We start from the raw sequence: 21,538 nt of genomic DNA on the forward strand, positions 1-21,538 counted from the left end.
AGCATGAATTTTAGTAAGAATCTAAATTCCGACATGAAAAAACTGAAAAATCAAAAAGGTGAGGGATATTTATGGAAACAATGAGCACACAATCCACGAATGTGTTTACACAAATAACAGAAATGGCTGCAGCACGGCAAGAAAATAGGGAACAGCTAGTATCACTTTATTGTCAAGAAAGGCTCCTTTATCGTTTATCTGTCTCATCATATAACGATCAATTTTACTTAGCAGGGGATTTATTATTATTTGCATTAACAGAGGGATTGGTGAAGCCCACAAAAGAAATCACACTGCTAGCGAAGCCGAGTGCTCGTCAACAGGAAATAGCGAAACAAGTATTGAAAGAAATTTGTTCGATTGCAGTACCAGAGGATGGCATTGAGTGGAACGCAGAAAAAATAGAGAGTGCTTTAACAGAAGACGGTATTCATTTCACAATACCAGCTACACTAGGCCAAACAACAACATACATAGAAGTAAGAATAACCTATAAAGAAAGTGTGCCAGTGACACCGAAAACCATTATGTTTCCAACCTTACTAGCCAGCGAGGTGGCTGTGCTTTATACATATCCAACGGAATTCGTGATAGCACAAAAATTTATCGAAATGTATCAATATCCAGCCTTAGAGAAAACATCAAAAGCAATGTTGGAAGTTAATCAACTGTTGCAAACCCAAAACATAGAAGGACGTATATTACAGGCGTATATAGAAGCATTATTTGAGCGCCATCATTTTATAATTGAGCTAAACACTACACTCGAATTAACAGGCGTACTAAAACAATTTTTCAGCCCAATTCATGAAGTGCTATTGGCTGAGCATGAATTTTTCCAGCAGTGGCACTTTGACAATCAGGCTTGGCAATAACGATAGAAACCCGCGGACATTATGTTGTTCGCGGGTTTCTACGTAGTATAAGTAGTTATATGGGAATAGAATAAACATTTTTAGTTATTATCTAACGCATCAATGCATTAAGAAGTAGACATTATAAACTAAAAAAGGTGAGGGGATTTATCTATTATGACTGATGAATTTTCTCTTCTAGAATCACAAAGGGATGAGGTGAAGAATAGGATAAAGCTGGCTAGCTTATGTGTTCAGGAGATTGTTCAAACAAGCGAATTGCTGTGCAGCCGACAAAAAATATGTCTGAGGCGGGGAAAATTTTGCAAGAGGTATAGTTAGATAAAGTATTTTTGCTTGCCTTGACATCCTCAAATAGTATTTGTTATGTTGTAAATCTGAATGAGAATGATAATCATTGAAGCTGTATGATCTATGGGAAGGAGCAATCTAATGGACAGGATTAATAACGTTCATTTCGTGGCAATATTATGAATATAAGCGAAGAAATTCAACTATGGAATCAAGTCGTCATTCGTGTACTGGACATTCGGGTAAAACGACTTGGGCGTGGTGACGAAATTCGTAATTATGTAACACCAGCAAGCACGTTTATGTTTGTGGCAAATGGACGGGCTGAGCTGTGGGTAAACGATGAAGTATGGCTATCCGAACGGTTTCATTTAATACATATCGGCAAGGGGCAGCGGATAACGGTTCAATCTACTGACTTTCTTGACATCTACATGATTTTATACAATGCTTCTTTGCCAGCTTCAGCATTGCGGGAGTTTCATATGATGATGCAAACAGACAATCCATTTATGAAAAGTTGGGCAGTGTCGCCATCCGAACCGCTCGTTATGTTGGAGAGGCTAGAAACAATGTTGAGCGATTGGCAACAAATAGATAATGGGCAGATAGACAAAGAGAAAGACATGAAGGATGTCCATGAATTAAGAAGATTGAAGGCTAAGGGGGAATTCATCCGTTTCGTCCATGCAGCGTTACAGGAGCGGATGGAGCTTGCACACGCCCCAACGTTGGCTGAACAAGTTGTCCGCTATATCGCAAGGAATTATCGTGGAATGATTTCCATGGAGCAGTTGGCCCATCAAATGAATTACACCCCACAGTATGTTTCAAGGAAATTTAAAGAGCAGATGGGATGCAGCCCACTTGATTATACGATTCGATTACGCATAGACTTGGCACGAAATTTGCTGTGTGATACCGAAGCGACGCTACAAGAAATTGCTGCTTATGTTGGTTATCCAGACACAGTCTATTTTAACCGTATGTTTAAGAAACAAACAGGTATAACTCCAGGGGAATATCGCAGGCAATACCAGTTTGTAGGTTCGAAAGATACTATGAAGTGGACAGATTTGTCCATTGTTGCTCCACATCCAGCCATGTATCATTTAAACGGTAATGATATTCATTATCAATTAATGTTAGATGGAGGAAATGATATGGCAATGAGTAAAAAAAATATGTTAGCGATGACACTATTGTGTCTAACAATGGTTACATCAGCATGTGGGACATCATCTGAAGGGACAAAGGGAAATAGTGGCGCAGCCAAATCTGATCAAGTGAATGCAGAAGCACCTGCCAATATCGAAATGCGAACAATTAAGACCGCTCTCGGAGATGTGGAAGTGCCTGCGCATCCACAACGTGTAGCAGCATCGGCATTTTTAGGTACCGTGTTGGCACTAGACGTCCAACCAGTGGCATCTGATTTTTTATTGATGGAAAGTCCGTATTTAGAAGGGATGCTTGACGGTGTCACTAATGTGGGAGATTCGCTTGAAGCACTGGTTGATTTGAAACCAGATTTAATCATTACAAATATTAATAAAGAAGAAACAGTGGACAAATATTCGCTCATCGCGCCAACAGTGGCTATGCCGTATAATAGCTTTGAAAGTATTCAGGAGGAAATGCGATATTTCGGTGATTTATTAGACAAAAAGGATGTCGCTGAACAATGGATTACCGATTTTGAGAGTCGCACAAGTAAGTTACATGATGAAGTTCAAGCTGTACTTGATGAGGGAGAGACTGTTTCCATCATGCAGGAGTATGATGGAAAGGTATTCTTATTCGGACCGAAGTCTGGACGAGGTGGTCGAATCATGTATGAAATATTGGGCGCGAATCCGCCTGCTACGATTCCCGAACATATGCTAGCTGAATCATTTTATGAATTCTCACTGGAATTGCTTCCTGAATATACTGGAGATTATTTGGTTTTAACAACAGAATCGACATTGGAGGAACTACAGGCTGATCCGATTTGGGGTAACCTGCCTGCGATTCGCGATGGAAAAGTATTTTTGTGGACTGAAAGCCAGTCATGGTTTCGAGACCCAATTGCTGTAGAAGGGCAAATAGACAATTTAGCTAATTGGATTATGGAAACTGCCAAAACAAAATAGATATTGTAGCATAAGAACTGACTTATTTAGGCCAAGTAGCTGAAAAATATTTTTCTTAGGTATTATTTCAACACCTTCCAAAGGTAAAAATACGATCTACCACTTTGTATTCACAGTAATCTTATTTTTCCTCTATTATTTAAAATGAATTTAATCCCTTTTTAACAGATTTCTAACAAATTTTCCCCATAGGCTCTAGAAAGCAACTGATTAAAAGTGGCTTTCTAGAGTCTTCTTTCGTAAGACACTTTAATTATCATAGAACGCCACCAAAATAGAAATCTTAAGTGTATCTCGTCTGCTATTTGTCAATTTCTTGATAAAGTGTTATGTCGGAGGAAAAATTAATAAATTGTGACAATTAATGCTACCTTCTATTTTTTTATTGCATCCTTCTACCTTAAATACAAAATAAACAATATATTTAGGGAAAGAAACGATTAAAAAACGATTAAAAACAATCCATATGTCTTTATAAAGAATAGTTTTTATCCCATTTTGTCAAAAATAGTGACATTTAATATTATATTTACATTAGATAATCTATTAATAGTAGATATTTAATAAAAAAATATTAGGAGGGTTTCACAATGAAAAATAAAATAATACTGTATGGTGTAGTAACGAGTACTTTATTGGCAGGCGGTCCCTTTTCTAATAATGCAAGTGCTTCTGAAAATCAAGGACTGACGGGGAATAATATTGGAGTTGTTTCAAGCAACATAAAAGCGGCTGAACAAAATCAACATAAGAATAGTGCCTATCAAGATATTGATGACAGAGTGAAAAAGATGTTGATCAGTGCTGCTTTTGATGGTACAGAATATAGATACCATCATATAAAAGATACCGAATTAAACGGTAGTATCATAGAAGGGTCTATGATTGAAAACGCTCAAATTTTGACAATTGGAGAAAATATTTTAGAAAATAATCTAGGGCATGAGGTAACGTTATCTACTAGTGGATATGAGCATGAATTTAAGGAAATGACTAGTACAACCAATACTTCAGGTTGGACATTTGGATATAATTACAATGCAACGCTTTCTGTAATGATGGTCTCTGCTTCGCAAAGTTTTAGTGTTGATTATAATATGTCCACTTCCAACACTACAGAGAAATCACAAGTTAGAAAGTTTACTGTGCCTCCACAAGGAATTCCTGTTCCAGCAGGGAAAAAATATAAAGTTGAGTATGTATTTGAAAAAATAACAATATCGGGTAGGAACAGACTGAATGCAGATTTATATGGGGACGCTACTTATTATTACAATAATTTACCGATGAGCCCTCAACTTTTATATTCTGCCATGAACTTTGCTTCAGATACTCAAGGATTTGAACGCGTAATTAGAGATAATGCAGAAGGAAATGATCGATTTGGAATTAGAGCGACGGGCGAAGGACGATTTAGCACAGAATTCGGTACACGTTTATATGCTAAAATAACAGATATTACAGATTCGAAAAAGCCCGTAACAATAGAAACAAAAAAAATTCCTGTTAATTTTGAAACCCTTTCTGTGGCTACTAAAATAATTGAATAAGAATAGAAGCATGCAATACCCTTAGCGTATTAAAAGTAAGGGTATTGCATTTTTATATTGCCTCTAAAAATTGGATAACATTTTACATTATCAAAATTTTTATAGCTATAGGTATGTTACAATGAATGGCAATTGAAACGATAGATTATCAATCAACTTTGTGAACAAAACGCTCTTGGAAAACACTAAATCAATCCTTATCGTTCAGGTTGACTTCATTTTTTGTGAAATTTACCCTGGGAGAAATACTTCGATATTCTTGCCTAAAGCATATGAATTATTTTTTGTGACATTTTAATATTTAAACGAATGGACCGATAAGAATTATGCGTATTTATCTTCTAATTGCGCTACATTTATACAGTGAATGAACCAATATAGAATAATAAACGATGTTATTTTTAGTATTTTTGTTTAATTTAATGAAGATTCGCAATTGAAAATAATAATCTGTATGATTGTAACAAAGGAAAAGCAACATGATTTCCAAGAAAGGAGGAACCACATGAGAAATTTTTTCGAAGATCAATATATAAATAGTGGTGAGCAACAAATAATAAACTTAGTTAGTGAAATTAGTGAATATAAAGGAAAGTTGACCGCTTATCAAGAGCAAAGACCTGATATGTTCACTAGGCTTGCAAAAGCGATGCCACTACAATATATAAAAAACTATGTTTCGGTATATGAGGATATAAAAGTTTCTAATAAGCGATTAAAAGAACTTATTTTAGAAGATATGATACCCCAATCGATCTCAGAAGATGCGATATTTTGTTATTATGAAACGCTGACACTTGTACATGAAAAATCTAGTGCTTTCTCTATTAGTCCAGATACTATACAAGAATTGCATTTTCAATTAGTTCATTTTATTACCTCTGACGGTGCAAAATGGCGTCAAAAGCCATTCTCTATCCCGGGAATTCCGGAGAAAGGGATGCACACGATTGTTTATCGTCCTCTTCCTCCTGAAAATATCCCAATGGCTGTAGAACAATTATGCAACCAGTACAATGTATTAAACCGTAAAAAAGAGTTACCTACACTTATATTGATAGCTCGTTTTATATTCAATCTTTATTGTATAATCCCATTTAGTCAAGGTAATGGTAGATTAATGCTTATGTTAATGCAATTATTACTAGTAAAAAGCGGACATACATTTGTTAAATATGTTTGTTTAGATGAATATATCAAGAAAAGAGAGGCAGAATACTATGAAGCCGTCTATCAATCATCGGTAAATTGGTATTGTAATGGGCATAATATGAGCTTCTGGTTAAAAACATTCTTATCTATTATTTTAGAGGCTTATAAAAATCTACATAACAGAATACGGGATTCTATATGTAGACATACTAAGATAGAGCGAATTCAGAATTTTATTCTTAACCAAGAACAACCCTTTACAAAAGAATACATTCGAAGTATTTATCCTGATATAGCCGAAAGTACAATTAGTAAAGCTTTAACTGATTTACAAGTAGGTGGTGAAATTAAACTGATTTCAAAAGGGAGAAATGCGTGCTGGATGAAAGTCAAATCTTGAAGTCGGAGGACTGCATAAGTCAGAAAAAATAGTAGTAATGCGAAAAGGAATATTGGAATTACACCAGCCAAGTCACGTATCCATGCTCCTCGTTCGACCACTGTGCAAATGGTAGGAATGAAAACGAAATGTGCTAAAAACTAACTGAGAAAAATAACAAATTGTATTGGTTGTAAAACGTTGGTCATTTTATGTTATACCACCTCCTAATGATACTCCTCTTGTTTGATGCCATCTAATCTAAGTGGACACGTTTTAGTTTCTATTAACTCACATAAACTCCCTTATTATATCTCTAGATAAGAATTCCACGTTCTTCATATTGACGCCAAATAGGTCGAATTTAGTTGGACGATTAAGGTGATATGAAAATAAATTTTTTCAAACGTGCATTCAGTATTAGCAGAATCCACTCATATTTAGCAGGGGGCAACATCTCCTTTTCTTTAATGATTATACAAAGATGAAAGAGTTCCATATTATAAAAATTCCATGTCATGATGAAGAATACATTCCTCCAAAAAAATCAGCAGATTCAAGATTAAGCCTGTGGATATTTGGGGGAATTTTATCCTGTGATGGAACTTATTTTTATGAAATCTAAGTATGACTATAATCGTAGGGTTCATTTATATTTTTTTAGAAAAAACGAGGTATCTTCACATAAACTACAGATTGCGTGGTTATAATGGCTAACTAGGGGGAGATCTTAATGAACTACAAGATTCTTGTAATAGAAGATGATTTAGAAATTCAAGAATTAATTAAGCAGTTTTTGAAGACACAAAATTATACTTTAGCGGTGGCATCAGATGGAGTAGAGGGAATAAAGAAATTGAATACTCAACCCTTTGATTTAATTCTTCTTGATGTGATGATGCCAAATCTAAATGGATTTGAAGTAGCCAAAATGATTCGTAGTCAATCTAATATACCGATTATTTTCCTAACGGCATTAGAAGAAGAACAAGATCAAATGAAAGGCTTTGATCTTGGTATTGACGATTATATAACGAAGCCATTCTCATTTCATGTGTTGATTAGACGTGTACAAGCCATTCTCAGAAGAAGCAATTATAAAAATCGGGGTAACGATTTAAATTTTAATGAACTTAATGTCGATTGTGACGGATACAAAGCTTATGTAAATAAAGAGGAAATCTCTTTAACGACAAAGGAATTCGAGATTTTACAACTATTACTTCATAACGAAAAAAAAGTACTTACTAGAGAAATCATTGTAGAAAAAGTTTGGGGATATGATTATTCAGGAGAAACACGGATGATTGATACACATATAAAAAATTTAAGAAAAAAATTAAATATACCCTATATTAAAACAGTCAAGGGTATTGGGTACAAAATCGATGAGTAGGATTGTACACATCATGAAGATGAAAAAAATAACCTATAAACTTTTTATGATTACTTCTCTTATACTGCTATCTTTTGCAGTATTAATTTATTTAACATTATACTTCTTCCTTCCAACATTTTACGAACAATATAAAACAAACCAACTCCAATCCGGTATGGTCGACATCATTAAAAAATCAGAAAAAATAAAATTAGAACATGCAAGAAATCTTTTGGACGAGTACTCCAAAGAAAATAATGCCATCATTTACCTACAAGAAAAGGACGGAAATATTATATATTCACCTTCGTTCATGATTCAGGGAAATTCGCCGCCACCAATTATTACTGGAAAAACAACACCATTACAAAATGAAGAAACAGTAAATGCATTTCATAAATCTTTCCCCATTCAATTTCTAGATAAAGGTAATTTAATCGTGAATGTATTTGCTACATTTCAACCTATCGATGAAGCTTCACAGGTCTTAGTACGCTTTCTCCCTTATATTAGCATCATAGTAGTGGGTATTGGATTGGGCAGTGCCTATCTATATTCAAGATTTATTACAAAACCACTCCTTTATATAAATGAGCGTGCGCAAAAGATGGCAAACCTTGATTTTTCCGAAAATATAGTAGTTCGTTCCAATGATGAGTTAGAGGAATTATCTAATAGCTTAAATGAAATGTCGAATAACTTGCAAAAGACAATGAATGATTTACAAATAGCAAATGAGCAATTAAAAGATGATATTGAAAGAGAAAGAAAAATCGAAACAAAACGTAGGGAGTTTTTCACTACAGTTGCACATGAATTAAAAACGCCACTCACTGTCATGAAAGGTTATATAGAAGGGATGATTTATAATATCGGACCTTATCAAAATCGTGACTACTATTTAGAAAAAAACCGTAAAATTATTGAAAGAACAGAACAACTCGTCCGTGAAATTTTAAGTATGTCCAAACTAGAACAAGATATATTTAAAATCCAAGCAAGAGAAATAAATCTCCTAGATTTAATTGAGACTATTACGAAGGACCTCGCTTTTTTTGCATCTCAGAAAAATATTAGAATCATTAACAAAATCCCACCAGATAATTACGTATTTACAGACAGTGATTTATTAGAAAAAGCATTAAAAAATATTATCCATAATGCAATTATGTATTCACCACAGGGAGAAACTGTATATTTAGCATTGACGGAGGATTCAAAACAAAACCAGATTCAAATCCAAATCATTAATACAGGTGTACAAATAAAAGCAGACGAACTACAACAATTGTTTCAGCCTTTTTATAGAATCGAAAAATCAAGAAATAGGAACACTGGTGGAAGTGGCTTAGGCTTATATATTGTCAAACAAATATTTCAATCACTCTCTATTAACTATTCCGTGAATAATATGGAGAATGGTATTCAATTTTTAGTGACATTTCCTGAAAGGTAAATAATTGTTACGAAGGGCAGCTCAAATTTTAGAACCGAATGAAACAGGAATCTTGATTCATTAAGTTAAACATGAAGATGGGAGATAGATAGATAATGAAGATCAGGGCAAAGTTAATTGTGATTACATTAAGCCTCTTATTCATTCCAAGCTTAATTATCGGCGTAAGCAGTTATTATTCTGCTAAAGAGCACTTGGATGATATGGGAGAAAAAATGCTGAAAAATAATGTTGAAATGGCACTTCAGTTAATTGATTCAATGAATTATGCCGTTCAAACGGGAGAAATATCGTTAGAGGATGCTCAAGAAAAAGTAAAACAACATTTAATTGGGGATTTACATAGTGATGGTACTCGTGAAATAACTACTCATGTTGATTTAGGCGAGGACGGCTATTTTGCTATTTACGGATTAGATGGTCAAAGAATAGCCCATCCTTTCTCAGAAGGGAAAAATGCTTGGGAGAGCGTTGATAGTAACGGAATTTATATGATACAAGATATGATAAAAGCAGCAGAAAAGGGTGGGGGTTTTACATATTACGCTAGAGCATTACCGAACCAACCTGATACAGAAGAAGACAAAATAGCCTATAGCGCTTTAGATCCGAACTGGGGTTGGGTGGTAAGTGCTAGTAGCTTCATGGCATCATTTAATCATGGCGTTCAGTTAATTCAACATACGATTATGGTTACACTTGCTAGTAGTGTTGTTATAGGTTTAATCGTTATATTTTTATTTTCAAGACATTTAGCAATTCCAGTTCAGATGGTCACTGATAGTGTTCAAAAGATTGCTAATCAAGATTTAACCTTTAAGCATCTAAAAGTTCAAAATAAAGATGAGTTAGGTCATTTAGCGACAGGAATTAATACGATGACTACAAATTTAAGAGGTATGATTGAATCCGTTTCAAGTTCAGCCGAACATGTGGCAGCTACATCTGAACAACTCACTGCGAGTAGTGAACAAACAAGCATGGCTTCAGATGAAATTACTAAGGCTATTCAAGAAATTTCTACAGGGCAAGAAAAGCAACTGGCTGGTATGGAGGAAGCAAATCATTCAGTTTTACAGATATCATCAAGCATCACAGAAATTACGAAAAATATTAAAGAATTAAGCGATCTATCCATTGAAACTTCTAAGGTTTCTCTTTATGGTAATGAAGTCATTACACAGACAGTGGAACAAATGAATCAAATTAATAGACAGAACATCGTGACGACTGAAGCAATGCAATTGCTTGAAAGTAAATCACAAGAGATTGGTGAGATTATTAATGTCATTACTAGCATTGCAGCTCAAACCAATTTACTAGCTTTAAACGCAGCAATTGAAGCAGCACGAGCAGGAGAACAAGGGAAAGGATTTGCTGTTGTTGCAGATGAAGTGAGGAAATTAGCAGAGGAATCAGGCAATGCAGCTAACAACATTTCTGCTTTAATAGGTGATATTCAAATGAATACACAAAATACAGTACAAACTGTTAATGAAGGAAAAATGGTAGTGGAAAAGGGGATAGATCATGTTGCGAATGCGGGGAAAACATTTGAAGAAATCGCATTTGATGTAGACATGATTAACAATAAACTAGCATCTGTCTCTACTGAAATTCAAGATATTAGTGCGAATACAGACATTCTTGTAAATGAAATATGGAAAGTAAAAGATGTTAGCAATCAGTCATCAAGCTATACACAACAAGTCGTAGCGGCAGCGGAAGAACAATCTGCTACGATGATTGAGATGACATTTGCATCCCGTTCTTTAGCAGAGATGTCACAGGAGCTTCAAAATTTAGTATCAAATTTTAAAACAGATGAATAAATAACGATGGTAAAGGCAGCCATTTAAACTAAATATAGTGAGCTAGCAAATTTCTTGAAGTGGTGATTTGTTAGCTCTTTTTTGTGCAAGTAAAAGAGCTAAATTATCCATTTTTAACCAATTGTTAGTACTCCACATAAACTTCACATTCAATACACGCTAACTACAGATTCACTTTATAAAATATATTATATGTATAGTAATTTTTTGATAATAATTGGAGGTTGAAACTACCCAATTGGAGGAATTAGGATGGAGACTGGGATAACAAAATTTGAATCAAATCGTAAGTTTGTATTGACGAGTATTGAAAATAAAAAATCTTTCGCATTAGTATATATTACAATCATAAGTTGGCATAATGTAGATACTTTTAATTGCATAGATGAGGTTAAGAGAGAATTAGCAATCTATCAAACAGAGGTTGAATGTTACAGAGTATTTGATAAGGAATATATAGTAGTCTGTAATGTTCAGTCGCAGGCTCTTTCCATTATTAATGATTTATCACATATTGATTATGTAAGGACACAATATCTATATGTACAAGATAGAAGACTTCCAGCGTTAAATTACGTTAGACAAGTCTATTCGCAAAATAAGGATAGTTATGCTGTAAAAGCACCCATTTCACAGGAATGTTTACTATCGAAAGAGTTTGAAATCGTTTTCCAACCCATATTGCACAATGATGGGCAATTATCCTTTGAAGCACTAAGCAGGTGGAAATGCGAAGAACTAGGTTCCATATCACCAGGTGTTTTTATTCCGATGTTAGATAATGAGAGTTTGATAAAGTTAACTAAGAATATTATTAATAAAGCTGTTGATTTGTTGAAAAGATATAATGAAATAGTTTATGTCTCGATTAATTTAACCGCTTCATTAATCAATGATATCACTTGGCTAATGGAGCATTTGGATGACATTAATTTTACGAACAATAAACGAATTGCTTTTGAATTAACGGAGGAAACCCTAATGGGAATCGAGGCGAGAGAAAATTTAAAAATTATTCGTGAACGTGGTCATATTTTATTAATTGATGATTTTGGTTCTGGCTATTCCAATTTTCAATATATTTCGCTGTTTCCTCTAGATGGCGTGAAATTAGATAGATTGTTTATTGAGGGCAACTCAAATAAAAAGGTAGTTGCATTGCTTACAAAATTTATCAAAACACTAGATTTAAAAGTGATTATAGAAGGAGTAGAAAGCGTTGAGCAGCTTAATTCCTTATCAGAGGCCGAATATGATTCAATACAGGGCTATTACGTATCTAAACCCCTCACTATAAATGAATTGATGCTATTTATGAATGCTTACTAGATAGACAATGAAGCAAAAAGGGAACTCCAGTGTAACTGCACATATAGGATTAACTTGTAAGACAAAATACACCTTAAAAGGAAATGAAATATTATAAAAAGAACATGAGATTGGTTGCTACTACTTTTGATACTATATTTTCTGCATTTGCAGCAAAGTCCCCAACTCAAATTATTGGAAGTAGTGAATTTGTGGTAGATCAAGTGAGTAACCAGCTAACGCTAATGAGATTTCAAAAGAGAAGGTACAAGTCATTTTTAACTAAGCAGAAGCAGAGACATTAACGAAAGAGGAGGCGATAAAACAACTAGGGCGCTTTTCTGAAATAAGAAAACTCCTTTCTCAAATAACGTAAACAATTCTAATATTTTTGTGTATTTATGATGAGAAAAGCGTAAGTTAATAAAATAACCTTTTTATTTATGAGGTTATTTTAAGGGATTTATCAAAATCTATATGGATTGTTAGCTTATCATTCAAATAAGTGACTGATCTAAAATTAATAAGAAACATCTATCAATTCCAATAAGAATTGATAAATTTTATGAAATATGAAATTAGATCCCTTGACGAAGTAATTATAATGAACTGCCACTCAAAGCGTAATCATTACTAATTATGAAGTGTTAGAAATGAGAGTCAATATTACTTTAGCATGTACAGAAACAGGAGATAAAAATTGTATTACGACTAAAAATAAACGAAATAACCCAGAACGATTAGAATTAAAAAAGTATTCTCCCCGATTAAAACGTGTACGTTTCGCCGAGAAACTAAATAATAAAGTAAAAACGCTTTTAGAAAGATTCGTCAGTAATTTTCGAGTCTTCTAAAAGTGTTTTTAATTTTAAAAAATACTTGCAATATGATTAGAAATATGATTAACTAAAATATGTTTCAAATCGTAATGATTACTATTTATTAGTTTTAACATGGATAAAATCACAGTTACATCATTAAGTGGTTATTTAGGGGCTGGTAAAACAACAATACTTAATAATTTGTTATCGAATACAAAAGATTTAAAAATGGCAGTCATTGTAAATGATATGAGTGAAATTAACATTGATGCCGATTACTTTTAGATAGCATTCATCTTACTTTTATATCCCTCATATCATTAAGCTTTGGAATCGTGTGAGATCCATGTAGAATCCTCTGTTATTAAGACTATGAACTGCTTCCCATTGTAAAATACCCATTTTAAAATAGAGTAATTTTTCTATATTTACATTTAGCTTAATAGTGAAATAACAGTCTAAGAGAGGTACATAAAAAGATTATGAAATAGAAATAAAATAAAGTTCCCAGTAGTATTGCGAGAAATGTTATGAAGGAATTTGGCCTAAAGGTAATACTTATTGAAAAGAGGCAGTCAAATCATGAATAGAAGATACTAATTGAAATGTCTAATGGGCCTATTTGTTTGTTTTTTGGAAGATTAATAAATGAAATACAGAAACATAAAGACTTTGGGTGTTTGGAGTAGAATGAAAATAAATAAAAAAATATTGATAATAGTAATCATTACTATTTATAATGGTGGAGCGACCTGTTCAAAGCGTAATCATTACTTTTTGTGAATTTGAAGGAGGGAGGAATAAATAACATTATTTATAAAAAGAAATCAGATTAGAAATTACTTCTTTTTGTGTGGATTGATTTTAGCATCAATTAAATGGAATAACTATGAATTTAAGGAGACTAAACATGTTAAAGAGAAAATATTTTTTATTTATCCCATTATTTGTTTTACTTTTTTTAGTAGCTTGTAGCGATGATACAGCACCCAATGCTGGTGAAGAAAGTAGTGTTAATAAAAATACATTGAAAATGTCTTGGCCGTCAGATATAGGAGAGGCGAACCCTCATTTATATTCACCAAACGAAATGTTTGCACAGGCGCTGCTATATGATCCATTAGTTGCTTATGGAAATGATGGGACAATATCTCCAGGATTAGCTGAGAATTGGGATATTTCTGAGGATGGTAAGGAATATACATTTCATTTGCGAGAAGGAGTAGTATATTCTGATGGTTCTATGTTAACAGCAGATAACGTTAAACGTAATTTTGAGACAGTTATCGGAAATAGTTTAGCGCATAGTTGGTTAGAGGTAGTAACAGTTATTGATGAAGTTGAAGTAATTGATGAGTTAACAATAAAGGTCTCATTAAAAGAATCATATTATCCGTTTTTACAGGAGTTGGCTTTAATTCGTCCATTACGTATGTTAGGTGACGCTGGATTTCCAGACAGTGGCAATACAGCAGATGGAATCAAGAAACCAATTGGTACAGGGCCATGGATTTTAAATGAAGCAGATGAAAATCATGCTGTATTTACGAGAAATGAAAATTATTGGGGAGAAAAACCCTCGATTGAAAAAGTAGAAGTGAAATATATTGCTGATTCACAGATGCGTATGATGGCTTTAGAAAATGGTGAAATTGATTTAATTTTCGGAAGTTCCCAACTTACTCCAATTGAGTTTACCACATTGAGACAGAATGACGAGTATTTGACTGAAGTTTCAGACCCTCTATCAACTCGTATATTATCTCTTAATACCACTTTTGGTGTAACTAAATATAAAGAGGTACGATTGGCGCTTCAACATGCACTAGATCGACAAACTATTATTGATCATATTTTAAGTGGTATGGAGCAAGAGGCACACTCTTTATTTTCACCAGGATTCCCATATAGTGATATTGAAATTGAAGAATATAATTTTGATGTAGAAAAATCTAAAAAAATTCTAGATAAAGCTGGCTGGATAGTTGATGGAAAAACTGGGATTCGTTCAAAGAATGGTGAAAAGCTTGAATTACTAATGGCTTACAATTCAAGCGACCAAATTCATAAAGCAATATACGAGTATTTACAAGGAGCTTGGAAAGAAGTTGGTGCGGATGTGAAATTGGTAGCCGAGGATAATCAAGTGTATTATGCGCGAACAAAAGCAGGTGAATACAACATAGTAATGAATGATACTTGGGGCGCACCTTATGATCCTCATATGTATATACGTACTATGACAGGAGAGCAACAAATTGGTAACTATTCCATTATGGGAACAGATTCGAGTGACAAACTTATAGAGGAAATTACACGTGTTATTAGATCTACAGATGTAACTGAGCGGGCTTCATTATATGAAAGTATAATTCAAACAATTCAGCAAGAGGCTATCTTTATGCCAATTTCATATAAGCAAAATTATCTTGTGGCAAATGATGTATTCAAAAAAATCAAATTCTCTCCTCAACAATTTGAGGTACCAATAAATTTATATGAGATGAAGTGATAATAATGGCAAAGTACTTTTTAAACCGCTTTTTTAGTATGACTATAGCAATGATTGGTTTAACGTTAATTGCATTTTCACTCATGCGTATTATGCCTGGTGATCCGATAGAGTCATATTATATGGCAAACCATATTCCAGTAACAGATGAAATACTAGAGCAAGCAAGAGAGGAGCAAGGGTTGGATAAGCCCTTGCTCACACAATATGTAACATGGCTTGGTGGAGTATTAAAATTAGACTTTGGAACTTCATATATGAATGGAAACGCAGTTAGTGAGGAATTATTGTCCTATTTTGGTGTTACAACTCAGTTGGCGCTCGTAGCTTTTCTATTAATATTAGTTATTTCTATTCCTCTTGGAATTTTTAGTGCAGTAAAAAAGGGCTCTGCTTTTGATAATCTAACAAGAATGACTATATTTTTCATTGCCTCGATGCCTAGTTTTTGGCTAGGTTTCGTTCTGATTTATGTTGTAGCTTTTAAGCTTAATCTTCTTCCACTTATGGGATGGGGAAATTTAGATGCAATCATTTTACCAGCATTAACTTTAGCTTTGGCCAATGTACCATTTTACATTCGTATGATTCGTACAAATATGATTGAGCAAATGGATAAGCCTTTTATAACGTTTGCACGTGCTAGAGGTATAAGTGAGTCAGCCATTATTCGTAAGCATATTTTTAAAGCTACATTGACACCATTTATAACTTCACTTGCGATGACATTAGGGGTACTTATTGGTGGGGCTGCAATAGTTGAAATTATTTTTTCTATACCCGGCATGGGCCGTTATATTGTTACTGCAATAACAGCGAGAGATTATAACGTAATGCAAGGTTTCATTATGATTATTGGTTTCTTCTACATTATCATTAATTTTTTAGCGGATATAATATGTGCGTTTATTGATCCGAGAATTCGATTAAAGGAGGAATTGTGATGAGAAAAAAATGGGCATTTTACTGTAGTACGTTTCTTGTAAGCATCCTATTTTTTGTTGCGATATTTGGGCCATTGCTTATGCCAAATGATCCTCATTTACCGAATATGGCCATGAAGCTACAAGGTTTTTCAATACAATATCCTCTTGGGACAGATCATTTAGGACGTTGCGTTTTATCAAGGTTAATCGAAGGTGCGAGAGTGTCGTTATTTGTTGCACTCATTGTACTACTAGTCACGCTACTAATTAGTATGGTCGTTGGTATAACTGCAGGCTATGTTGGAGGTTGGATTGATTTAGTCTTAATGCGTCTATGCGATATTTTGCTCGCAATTCCAAATTTTATTTTTGCGCTTATTATTGTTGGTGCACTTGGAGCAGGGATGGGAAATCTAGTAATTGCAATTGTCATTGTAATTTGGGTCGGCTTTGCACGAGTTATACGGAATATGGTTGTGAGTTTAAAAGAAACGAATTATGTGGTTTATGCCAAAATTTGCGGTGTCCCGACTTTGAAAATTATGTGGCGTCATATCGTACCGTTTGTATTTCCGCAAATGCTTTTACTAAAGCTAATCGGTTTAGGTTCAACGATATTAATGATTTCAGAGTTGTCTTTTTTAGGACTTGGGATAACGCCTCCAACAGCTGAATGGGGCATGATGATTAGTGAGAGTAAAACATACTTAATGATAAAACCTGAGTTAATGATCATTCCAGGTGTAATGCTTTCAATAACTGTATTGACTTTTAATGCATTTGGTGATTCGTTAAGAGATTTACTTAATCCAAAATCAGTGTGAGAAGAGGTGAAATAATATGTTAGAGATTAGAAATTTAACTGTATTTATCCATGATAAACAGGTGCTAAATCAAGTGAGCTTATCAGTTCCGAAAGGCAAGGTTGTTGGAATTATTGGGGAGAGTGGTAGCGGAAAATCTGTATTATGTTCGACGATTTTAAATCTTTACCGTAAAGAGCGATCTGCAAAGGGAAGTATTGAATTTGATGGAAAGAGTTTGCTTTCGATAGAGGAGAGAAAAATGCGTGAGGTGCGAGGAAAGGAAATTGGGCTCATTATGCAAAATCCAATGTCCATGTTTAATCCAATTGTGTCGATTGGTGGACATTTCATTGAAACGCTTCAAGCACATACAAAAATGTCTAAAAAGGAAGCAATTGAGAAAGCAAAGGAGCAGCTCGCACTTTTTCAATTAGGTAATGTAGAGATCTTAAACAAATATCCAAATGAACTAAGCGGAGGAATGCTTCAGCGTATCATGATTGCCATTGCAGCAAGCCTTGAGCCAAAGCTATTACTTGCTGATGAACCTACCACAGCACTAGATACTATGACACAACTTGAAATATTAAAGGAATTAAAAAAACTTCATGAGAAAACGGCAATGTCGATGTTGATTGTATCGCACGATTTAGGTGTTATTGCAAATTTAGCAGAAGAAATAGTTGTAATGAGAAGAGGGATTGTAGTTGAGCAAGGTCCCACTTCCCATATTTTATTGCACCCGATTCATCCTTACACTCAAACGCTTGTTGCAGCACGAGATGAGCATAGTAAGTTAGAAGAGCTTGCTGATAAGTATGAAGGTTCAGTATCAGGAGAGCTTGTCTTATATGATCAGAACCACTGGGTGAGAATGGAGGGGACAAACAGATGATCCAAGTACAGCAAGTATCTAAAAGCTATAGTCAATCACGATTTTTTAGGAAGAAAAATTCGATGGTAAAGGCAGTAGAAAATGTGTCGCTTAATATAAAAGAAGGCAGTTGCTTTACGTTGCTAGGACAAAGCGGTTCTGGAAAAAGTACGCTTGGTAAAATGATACTTGGAATTGAAAAGCCAGATGATGGTGTGATTTTATTTAATGGGATAAATGTACATAAAACAACTATAAATGAACGAAAACGATTGCAACAATCGTTACAAGTGGTATTTCAAGATTGTCATAGTGCAGTAAATCCTAAGCTTAAAATCAGAGACATTATTGTGGAACCAATACTAGTATATGAAAAGCTAGATATAAATCAAATAGAGGATCGTGTAGGAAAGTTACTAAAAATGGTTGGTCTGTCAGAAGAGGATATGATGAAATATCCTCAGCAATTCAGTGGCGGACAATTACAGCGAATTACAATTGCACGTGCGATTTCCACACAACCTCGATTGATTGTTTTAGATGAATCAGTAAATAGTTTGGATGTCTTGGTGCAAATTAGTATTTTAAAACTACTCAAACGATTACAGCACGAGTTAAAACTAACTTACTTTTTTATCACCCATGACATACATGTAGCTCGACTTTTGGCAGATGAAATCGCGATTATGCATAAAGGAAGAATTGTGGAACAACTACTGATAGATGAGTTAGAGAATGCAAAACATGTGGCCACAAAAGTATTATTGGATTCACAACTTAAAATCGATTCTATTCACCACCAATTGGACCTAAAAGAGGAGTTGGAATTATGAAAGTAAGTCCATTATCTTTTAGCATGCTACAAAACTACGGCTTGGCAATTTTTTATTTTACGGCTAATTCTGTATTAACTGTCATATTCCCTTTGCAGGCAGCTAATCACGGAATGAAAGAGGCAGAAATCGGTCTGATGATGGGAATCTATATGTTTGTTTGTATGGTGTTACGTCCATGGGCTGGTCAAATGGTATCAAAATACAGTGTCCATACAGTAATGAAATATTTATTACTAGGGCATGTAGCAGCACTCCTTTTGTATGTATCGCTTGGTGTTGAAAGTCTTTATGTTGTGCGCATTTTGCAAGGAATCGTGACGGCATTTTTCTCCATGTCGATGCAAATGGGTATCACGGAGACTTTACGAGATGAAGATAGAGGACAAGGTATGGCAATGTATTCTTTATCAAGTGTCATGCCAGGGTTATATGGACCAGCATTAGCAATGGTTATCTGGGTTCAAGGAGATGTATCTTGGCTATTAATTTTTATTACCTGCTTAGCTTTTGCACCTCTTATGTTTTTCATTAGATCACCATTACCGAAAGTAAAAAAAGAAAATGTATCGTTCACCTTGGAGGATATGAGAAAAGGAATGAAATTAGCTCGTGCGCATAAAGGGTTAATCGTTTCTTCGGGGGTAATGCTTATAGGTGCAAGTATATTTGGGGCAATCTCGACATTTTTACCTCTGTACTTTTTAACTACAAATACAGGGAATGTTGGGCTTTATTTATTTCTGCAGGCTCTAGTTGTTGTAGGGAGTAGATTTATTTTTAGAAAATATATTCCATCTGATGGAAAGTGGCATCCAGGTTTCATAACCCTTATATTGAGTAGCTCTATTATTGGGACAACGATGCTAGCGGCACTTCCTCTTATCGGATCGTTTGTCTATATTAGTGTTTTATTTAATGGAATAGCAGCAGCGATGTTATATCCTACATTAACCACATACATTTCTTTTGCAATTCCGGAGTCACATAAACATGTATTATTAGGGTTATTTTTAGCATCGTATGACTTAGGTTTTTCTTTAGGTGGGATGGTAATGGGTATTATCGTACAATTTGGTTCATATCCAATGATGTTTTCTGCATGTTCAGTAATTGGTTTATTGGCAATTATATATAATTTAACTGCTAGTGGAGAATATACTAACTTAGAACATTGTGATGCCCTTCAAAGGTCCAAGTAAAGAAGTCAATGAGAATGTCCAAAATACCTTCATTTTTAGCGTGACTTCGCTTCAACATCATTATATTTAATTTAAGATTGATTAGGAACTGATATTTTTTAGGATGGTTGAAAGAATGAATGATCAGATGGGTGCTATTTAAGGGCCATACCTAGTAAAGAAAAATGAAAAACCCCAAAAGACTGCATATAACAGGCTTTTAGGGCTTTGTAGGGTACATATTACAAAATAAAAAAATTAGTCCGTGAAGCATAAAGATGATAAGTAACCTAACATTAATAAAAGACCAATACCCATTACGATGCTCATGATTTGTACCTCCTTTAAAAAACCGACACATTATTCATAAATATTGTACAATGAATTATAGAAATATGAAACCTTTTAATGGCGAGAACGTATATAATAATAGGAGAATTACCAATTTGTACATAAAGAGTAGGTGACAAAAAATGAAAACGTGGGTTAAAAAAAGTATAGTTATCATGGTTGCGTTTTTAACATTTGGTTTAATAACGCCTACACATGAAATTTGGGAAGCATTTGATCACAATCCTTCGAACCGTGCATCCATCGGCCCTGAACCGAGGACAAGCACTGCTGTTGCTGCTGAGCATGATGATTATCAAGACGAACAGATACAAATTCAAGAAGAAGAGATCGATTATAATGCCTTACTCCTAGATGCAGCAAGAGAGCAATCGTACATAAAATTTGGCACAAAAGTCGGTCCGAAAATTAGCAATGAATTCGACAGCATCATCTTCCCAAAAATGGAGGAAGCAATTGCGATGACAGTGGCTAATCTTGGCGATCAAAGCGCTGCATCATTAACAATCTCTGAAAAGCCAAGTGGTCATTATGGTGAAAAAATTTTCAATGTCATTAACAATGAAACCGGAGCAGATGTAATCCGTTTCCATGTGCGTACAGAAAAAAGACCACAGGAAGGCTACTACTATAACTTCCACTATCACAGTGCCGAGGACGAATTCATGGTACACCACAACCTTGGCGATATCTATTGGGAAAAAAACACACCACCGAAGTGGTTGTCATAAAAGATGTGAAACACTCGTTTACAATGCGAGTGTTTTTTTATTTGGAAACATTGATATATCAACGTTTGTAGTAAATGTTTTTGTCATAGTCTTTTAGAGATATACAGAGTGGGGGGAGGTAATGAAATATATGTACCCTAAAATCAT

Annotated in this window: 15 protein-coding genes and 2 pseudogenes; all 17 read left to right on the forward strand. The window is 34.4% G+C overall.

What is annotated here, in order from left to right; all coding sequences use genetic code 11:
* Positions 1-71 precede the first annotated feature (71 nt).
* The 17 genes and pseudogenes from MKY46_RS10350 (at position 72) to MKY46_RS10430 (ending at position 21,391) form a co-directional block, all read left to right on the forward strand.
* Positions 72-875, forward strand: a complete 804-nt coding sequence (locus MKY46_RS10350) for a nucleotidyl transferase AbiEii/AbiGii toxin family protein (protein WP_036122597.1) — start codon at positions 72-74, stop codon at positions 873-875.
* A gap of 470 nt (positions 876-1,345) precedes the next feature.
* Positions 1,346-3,301 (forward strand): AraC family transcriptional regulator, encoded by a 1,956-nt coding sequence (locus MKY46_RS10355; protein ID WP_036122593.1) that lies wholly within the window; start codon positions 1,346-1,348, stop codon positions 3,299-3,301.
* A 590-nt stretch (positions 3,302-3,891) separates the two neighbouring features.
* The gene (locus tag MKY46_RS10360; RefSeq protein WP_340834111.1) at positions 3,892-4,851 is read left to right on the forward strand and encodes an ETX/MTX2 family pore-forming toxin; all 960 of its coding nucleotides are present in this window, start codon (positions 3,892-3,894) and stop codon (positions 4,849-4,851) included.
* A gap of 505 nt (positions 4,852-5,356) precedes the next feature.
* On the forward strand, positions 5,357-6,403 hold the full coding sequence (locus MKY46_RS10365) for a Fic family protein (RefSeq protein WP_036122580.1): 1,047 nt from the start codon (positions 5,357-5,359) through the stop codon (positions 6,401-6,403).
* Positions 6,404-7,115: 712 nt separating this feature from the next.
* Positions 7,116-7,778, forward strand: a complete 663-nt coding sequence (locus tag MKY46_RS10370; protein ID WP_036122577.1) for a response regulator transcription factor — start codon at positions 7,116-7,118, stop codon at positions 7,776-7,778.
* Entirely contained in the window at positions 7,771-9,216 is a 1,446-nt protein-coding gene (locus MKY46_RS10375) for a HAMP domain-containing sensor histidine kinase (protein WP_080717069.1), read from the forward strand. The genes MKY46_RS10370 and MKY46_RS10375 overlap by 8 nt, the downstream gene beginning before the upstream one ends.
* Positions 9,217-9,311: 95 nt before the next feature.
* A complete protein-coding gene (locus MKY46_RS10380) occupies positions 9,312-11,048 on the forward strand; it encodes a methyl-accepting chemotaxis protein (protein ID WP_340834113.1) in 1,737 nt (578 codons plus the stop codon).
* A 252-nt stretch (positions 11,049-11,300) separates the two neighbouring features.
* Positions 11,301-12,377 carry an EAL domain-containing protein gene (locus MKY46_RS10385; protein WP_036122537.1) on the forward strand — a complete coding sequence of 359 codons (1,077 nt, stop codon included), beginning with the start codon at positions 11,301-11,303 and terminating at the stop codon, positions 12,375-12,377.
* A gap of 632 nt (positions 12,378-13,009) precedes the next feature.
* Positions 13,010-13,158, forward strand: a pseudogene (gene rpmG, locus MKY46_RS10390) (50S ribosomal protein L33).
* A 151-nt stretch (positions 13,159-13,309) separates the two neighbouring features.
* Positions 13,310-13,453, forward strand: a pseudogene (locus MKY46_RS10395) (GTP-binding protein); the annotation flags it as partial.
* Positions 13,454-14,087: 634 nt separating this feature from the next.
* Positions 14,088-15,689, forward strand: coding sequence for a nickel ABC transporter substrate-binding protein (gene nikA, locus MKY46_RS10400; RefSeq protein ID WP_036122534.1), 1,602 nt, complete (start codon positions 14,088-14,090; stop codon positions 15,687-15,689).
* Between the two features lie 5 nt (positions 15,690-15,694).
* Positions 15,695-16,633: a nickel ABC transporter permease gene (nikB, locus tag MKY46_RS10405; RefSeq protein WP_036122530.1), complete on the forward strand. Its 939-nt coding sequence runs from the start codon at positions 15,695-15,697 to the stop codon at positions 16,631-16,633.
* Positions 16,633-17,439 (forward strand): ABC transporter permease, encoded by an 807-nt coding sequence (locus tag MKY46_RS10410; protein ID WP_036122528.1) that lies wholly within the window; start codon positions 16,633-16,635, stop codon positions 17,437-17,439. The genes nikB and MKY46_RS10410 overlap by 1 nt, the downstream gene beginning before the upstream one ends.
* A 16-nt stretch (positions 17,440-17,455) precedes the next feature.
* Positions 17,456-18,316, forward strand: a complete 861-nt coding sequence (locus MKY46_RS10415) for an ABC transporter ATP-binding protein (RefSeq protein WP_036122525.1) — start codon at positions 17,456-17,458, stop codon at positions 18,314-18,316.
* Positions 18,313-19,128, forward strand: coding sequence for an ABC transporter ATP-binding protein (locus MKY46_RS10420; protein ID WP_051891653.1), 816 nt, complete (start codon positions 18,313-18,315; stop codon positions 19,126-19,128). The genes MKY46_RS10415 and MKY46_RS10420 overlap by 4 nt, the downstream gene beginning before the upstream one ends.
* Positions 19,125-20,330, forward strand: coding sequence for a staphylopine family metallophore export MFS transporter CntE (cntE, locus tag MKY46_RS10425; protein WP_051891652.1), 1,206 nt, complete (start codon positions 19,125-19,127; stop codon positions 20,328-20,330). Before MKY46_RS10420 ends, cntE begins: the two co-directional genes overlap by 4 nt.
* A gap of 452 nt (positions 20,331-20,782) precedes the next feature.
* The gene (locus MKY46_RS10430; RefSeq protein WP_036122522.1) at positions 20,783-21,391 is read left to right on the forward strand and encodes a YpjP family protein; all 609 of its coding nucleotides are present in this window, start codon (positions 20,783-20,785) and stop codon (positions 21,389-21,391) included.
* The last annotated feature ends 147 nt before the right edge of the window (positions 21,392-21,538 follow it).

This window comes from Lysinibacillus sp. FSL M8-0355 (assembly GCF_038008985.1).
In the GTDB taxonomy this organism is placed as follows: Bacteria; Bacillota; Bacilli; order Bacillales_A; family Planococcaceae; genus Lysinibacillus; species Lysinibacillus fusiformis_D.

What these genes read in the sequence shown, in the direction of transcription:
- MKY46_RS10385 (WP_036122537.1), top strand. Translation starts at nt 11,301, where the DNA reads ATGGAGACTGGGATAACAAAATTTGAATCAAATCGTAAGTTTGTATTG.
- MKY46_RS10420 (WP_051891653.1), top strand. Translation starts at nt 18,313, where the DNA reads ATGATCCAAGTACAGCAAGTATCTAAAAGCTATAGTCAATCACGATTT.
- MKY46_RS10350 (WP_036122597.1), top strand. Translation starts at nt 72, where the DNA reads ATGGAAACAATGAGCACACAATCCACGAATGTGTTTACACAAATAACA.
- nikB (WP_036122530.1), top strand. Translation starts at nt 15,695, where the DNA reads ATGGCAAAGTACTTTTTAAACCGCTTTTTTAGTATGACTATAGCAATG.
- MKY46_RS10430 (WP_036122522.1), top strand. Translation starts at nt 20,783, where the DNA reads ATGAAAACGTGGGTTAAAAAAAGTATAGTTATCATGGTTGCGTTTTTA.
- MKY46_RS10370 (WP_036122577.1), top strand. Translation starts at nt 7,116, where the DNA reads ATGAACTACAAGATTCTTGTAATAGAAGATGATTTAGAAATTCAAGAA.
- MKY46_RS10415 (WP_036122525.1), top strand. Translation starts at nt 17,456, where the DNA reads ATGTTAGAGATTAGAAATTTAACTGTATTTATCCATGATAAACAGGTG.
- nikA (WP_036122534.1), top strand. Translation starts at nt 14,088, where the DNA reads ATGTTAAAGAGAAAATATTTTTTATTTATCCCATTATTTGTTTTACTT.
- MKY46_RS10410 (WP_036122528.1), top strand. Translation starts at nt 16,633, where the DNA reads ATGAGAAAAAAATGGGCATTTTACTGTAGTACGTTTCTTGTAAGCATC.
- MKY46_RS10365 (WP_036122580.1), top strand. Translation starts at nt 5,357, where the DNA reads ATGAGAAATTTTTTCGAAGATCAATATATAAATAGTGGTGAGCAACAA.
- MKY46_RS10380 (WP_340834113.1), top strand. Translation starts at nt 9,312, where the DNA reads ATGAAGATCAGGGCAAAGTTAATTGTGATTACATTAAGCCTCTTATTC.
- MKY46_RS10360 (WP_340834111.1), top strand. Translation starts at nt 3,892, where the DNA reads ATGAAAAATAAAATAATACTGTATGGTGTAGTAACGAGTACTTTATTG.
- cntE (WP_051891652.1), top strand. Translation starts at nt 19,125, where the DNA reads ATGAAAGTAAGTCCATTATCTTTTAGCATGCTACAAAACTACGGCTTG.
- MKY46_RS10375 (WP_080717069.1), top strand. Translation starts at nt 7,771, where the DNA reads ATGAGTAGGATTGTACACATCATGAAGATGAAAAAAATAACCTATAAA.
- MKY46_RS10355 (WP_036122593.1), top strand. Translation starts at nt 1,346, where the DNA reads ATGAATATAAGCGAAGAAATTCAACTATGGAATCAAGTCGTCATTCGT.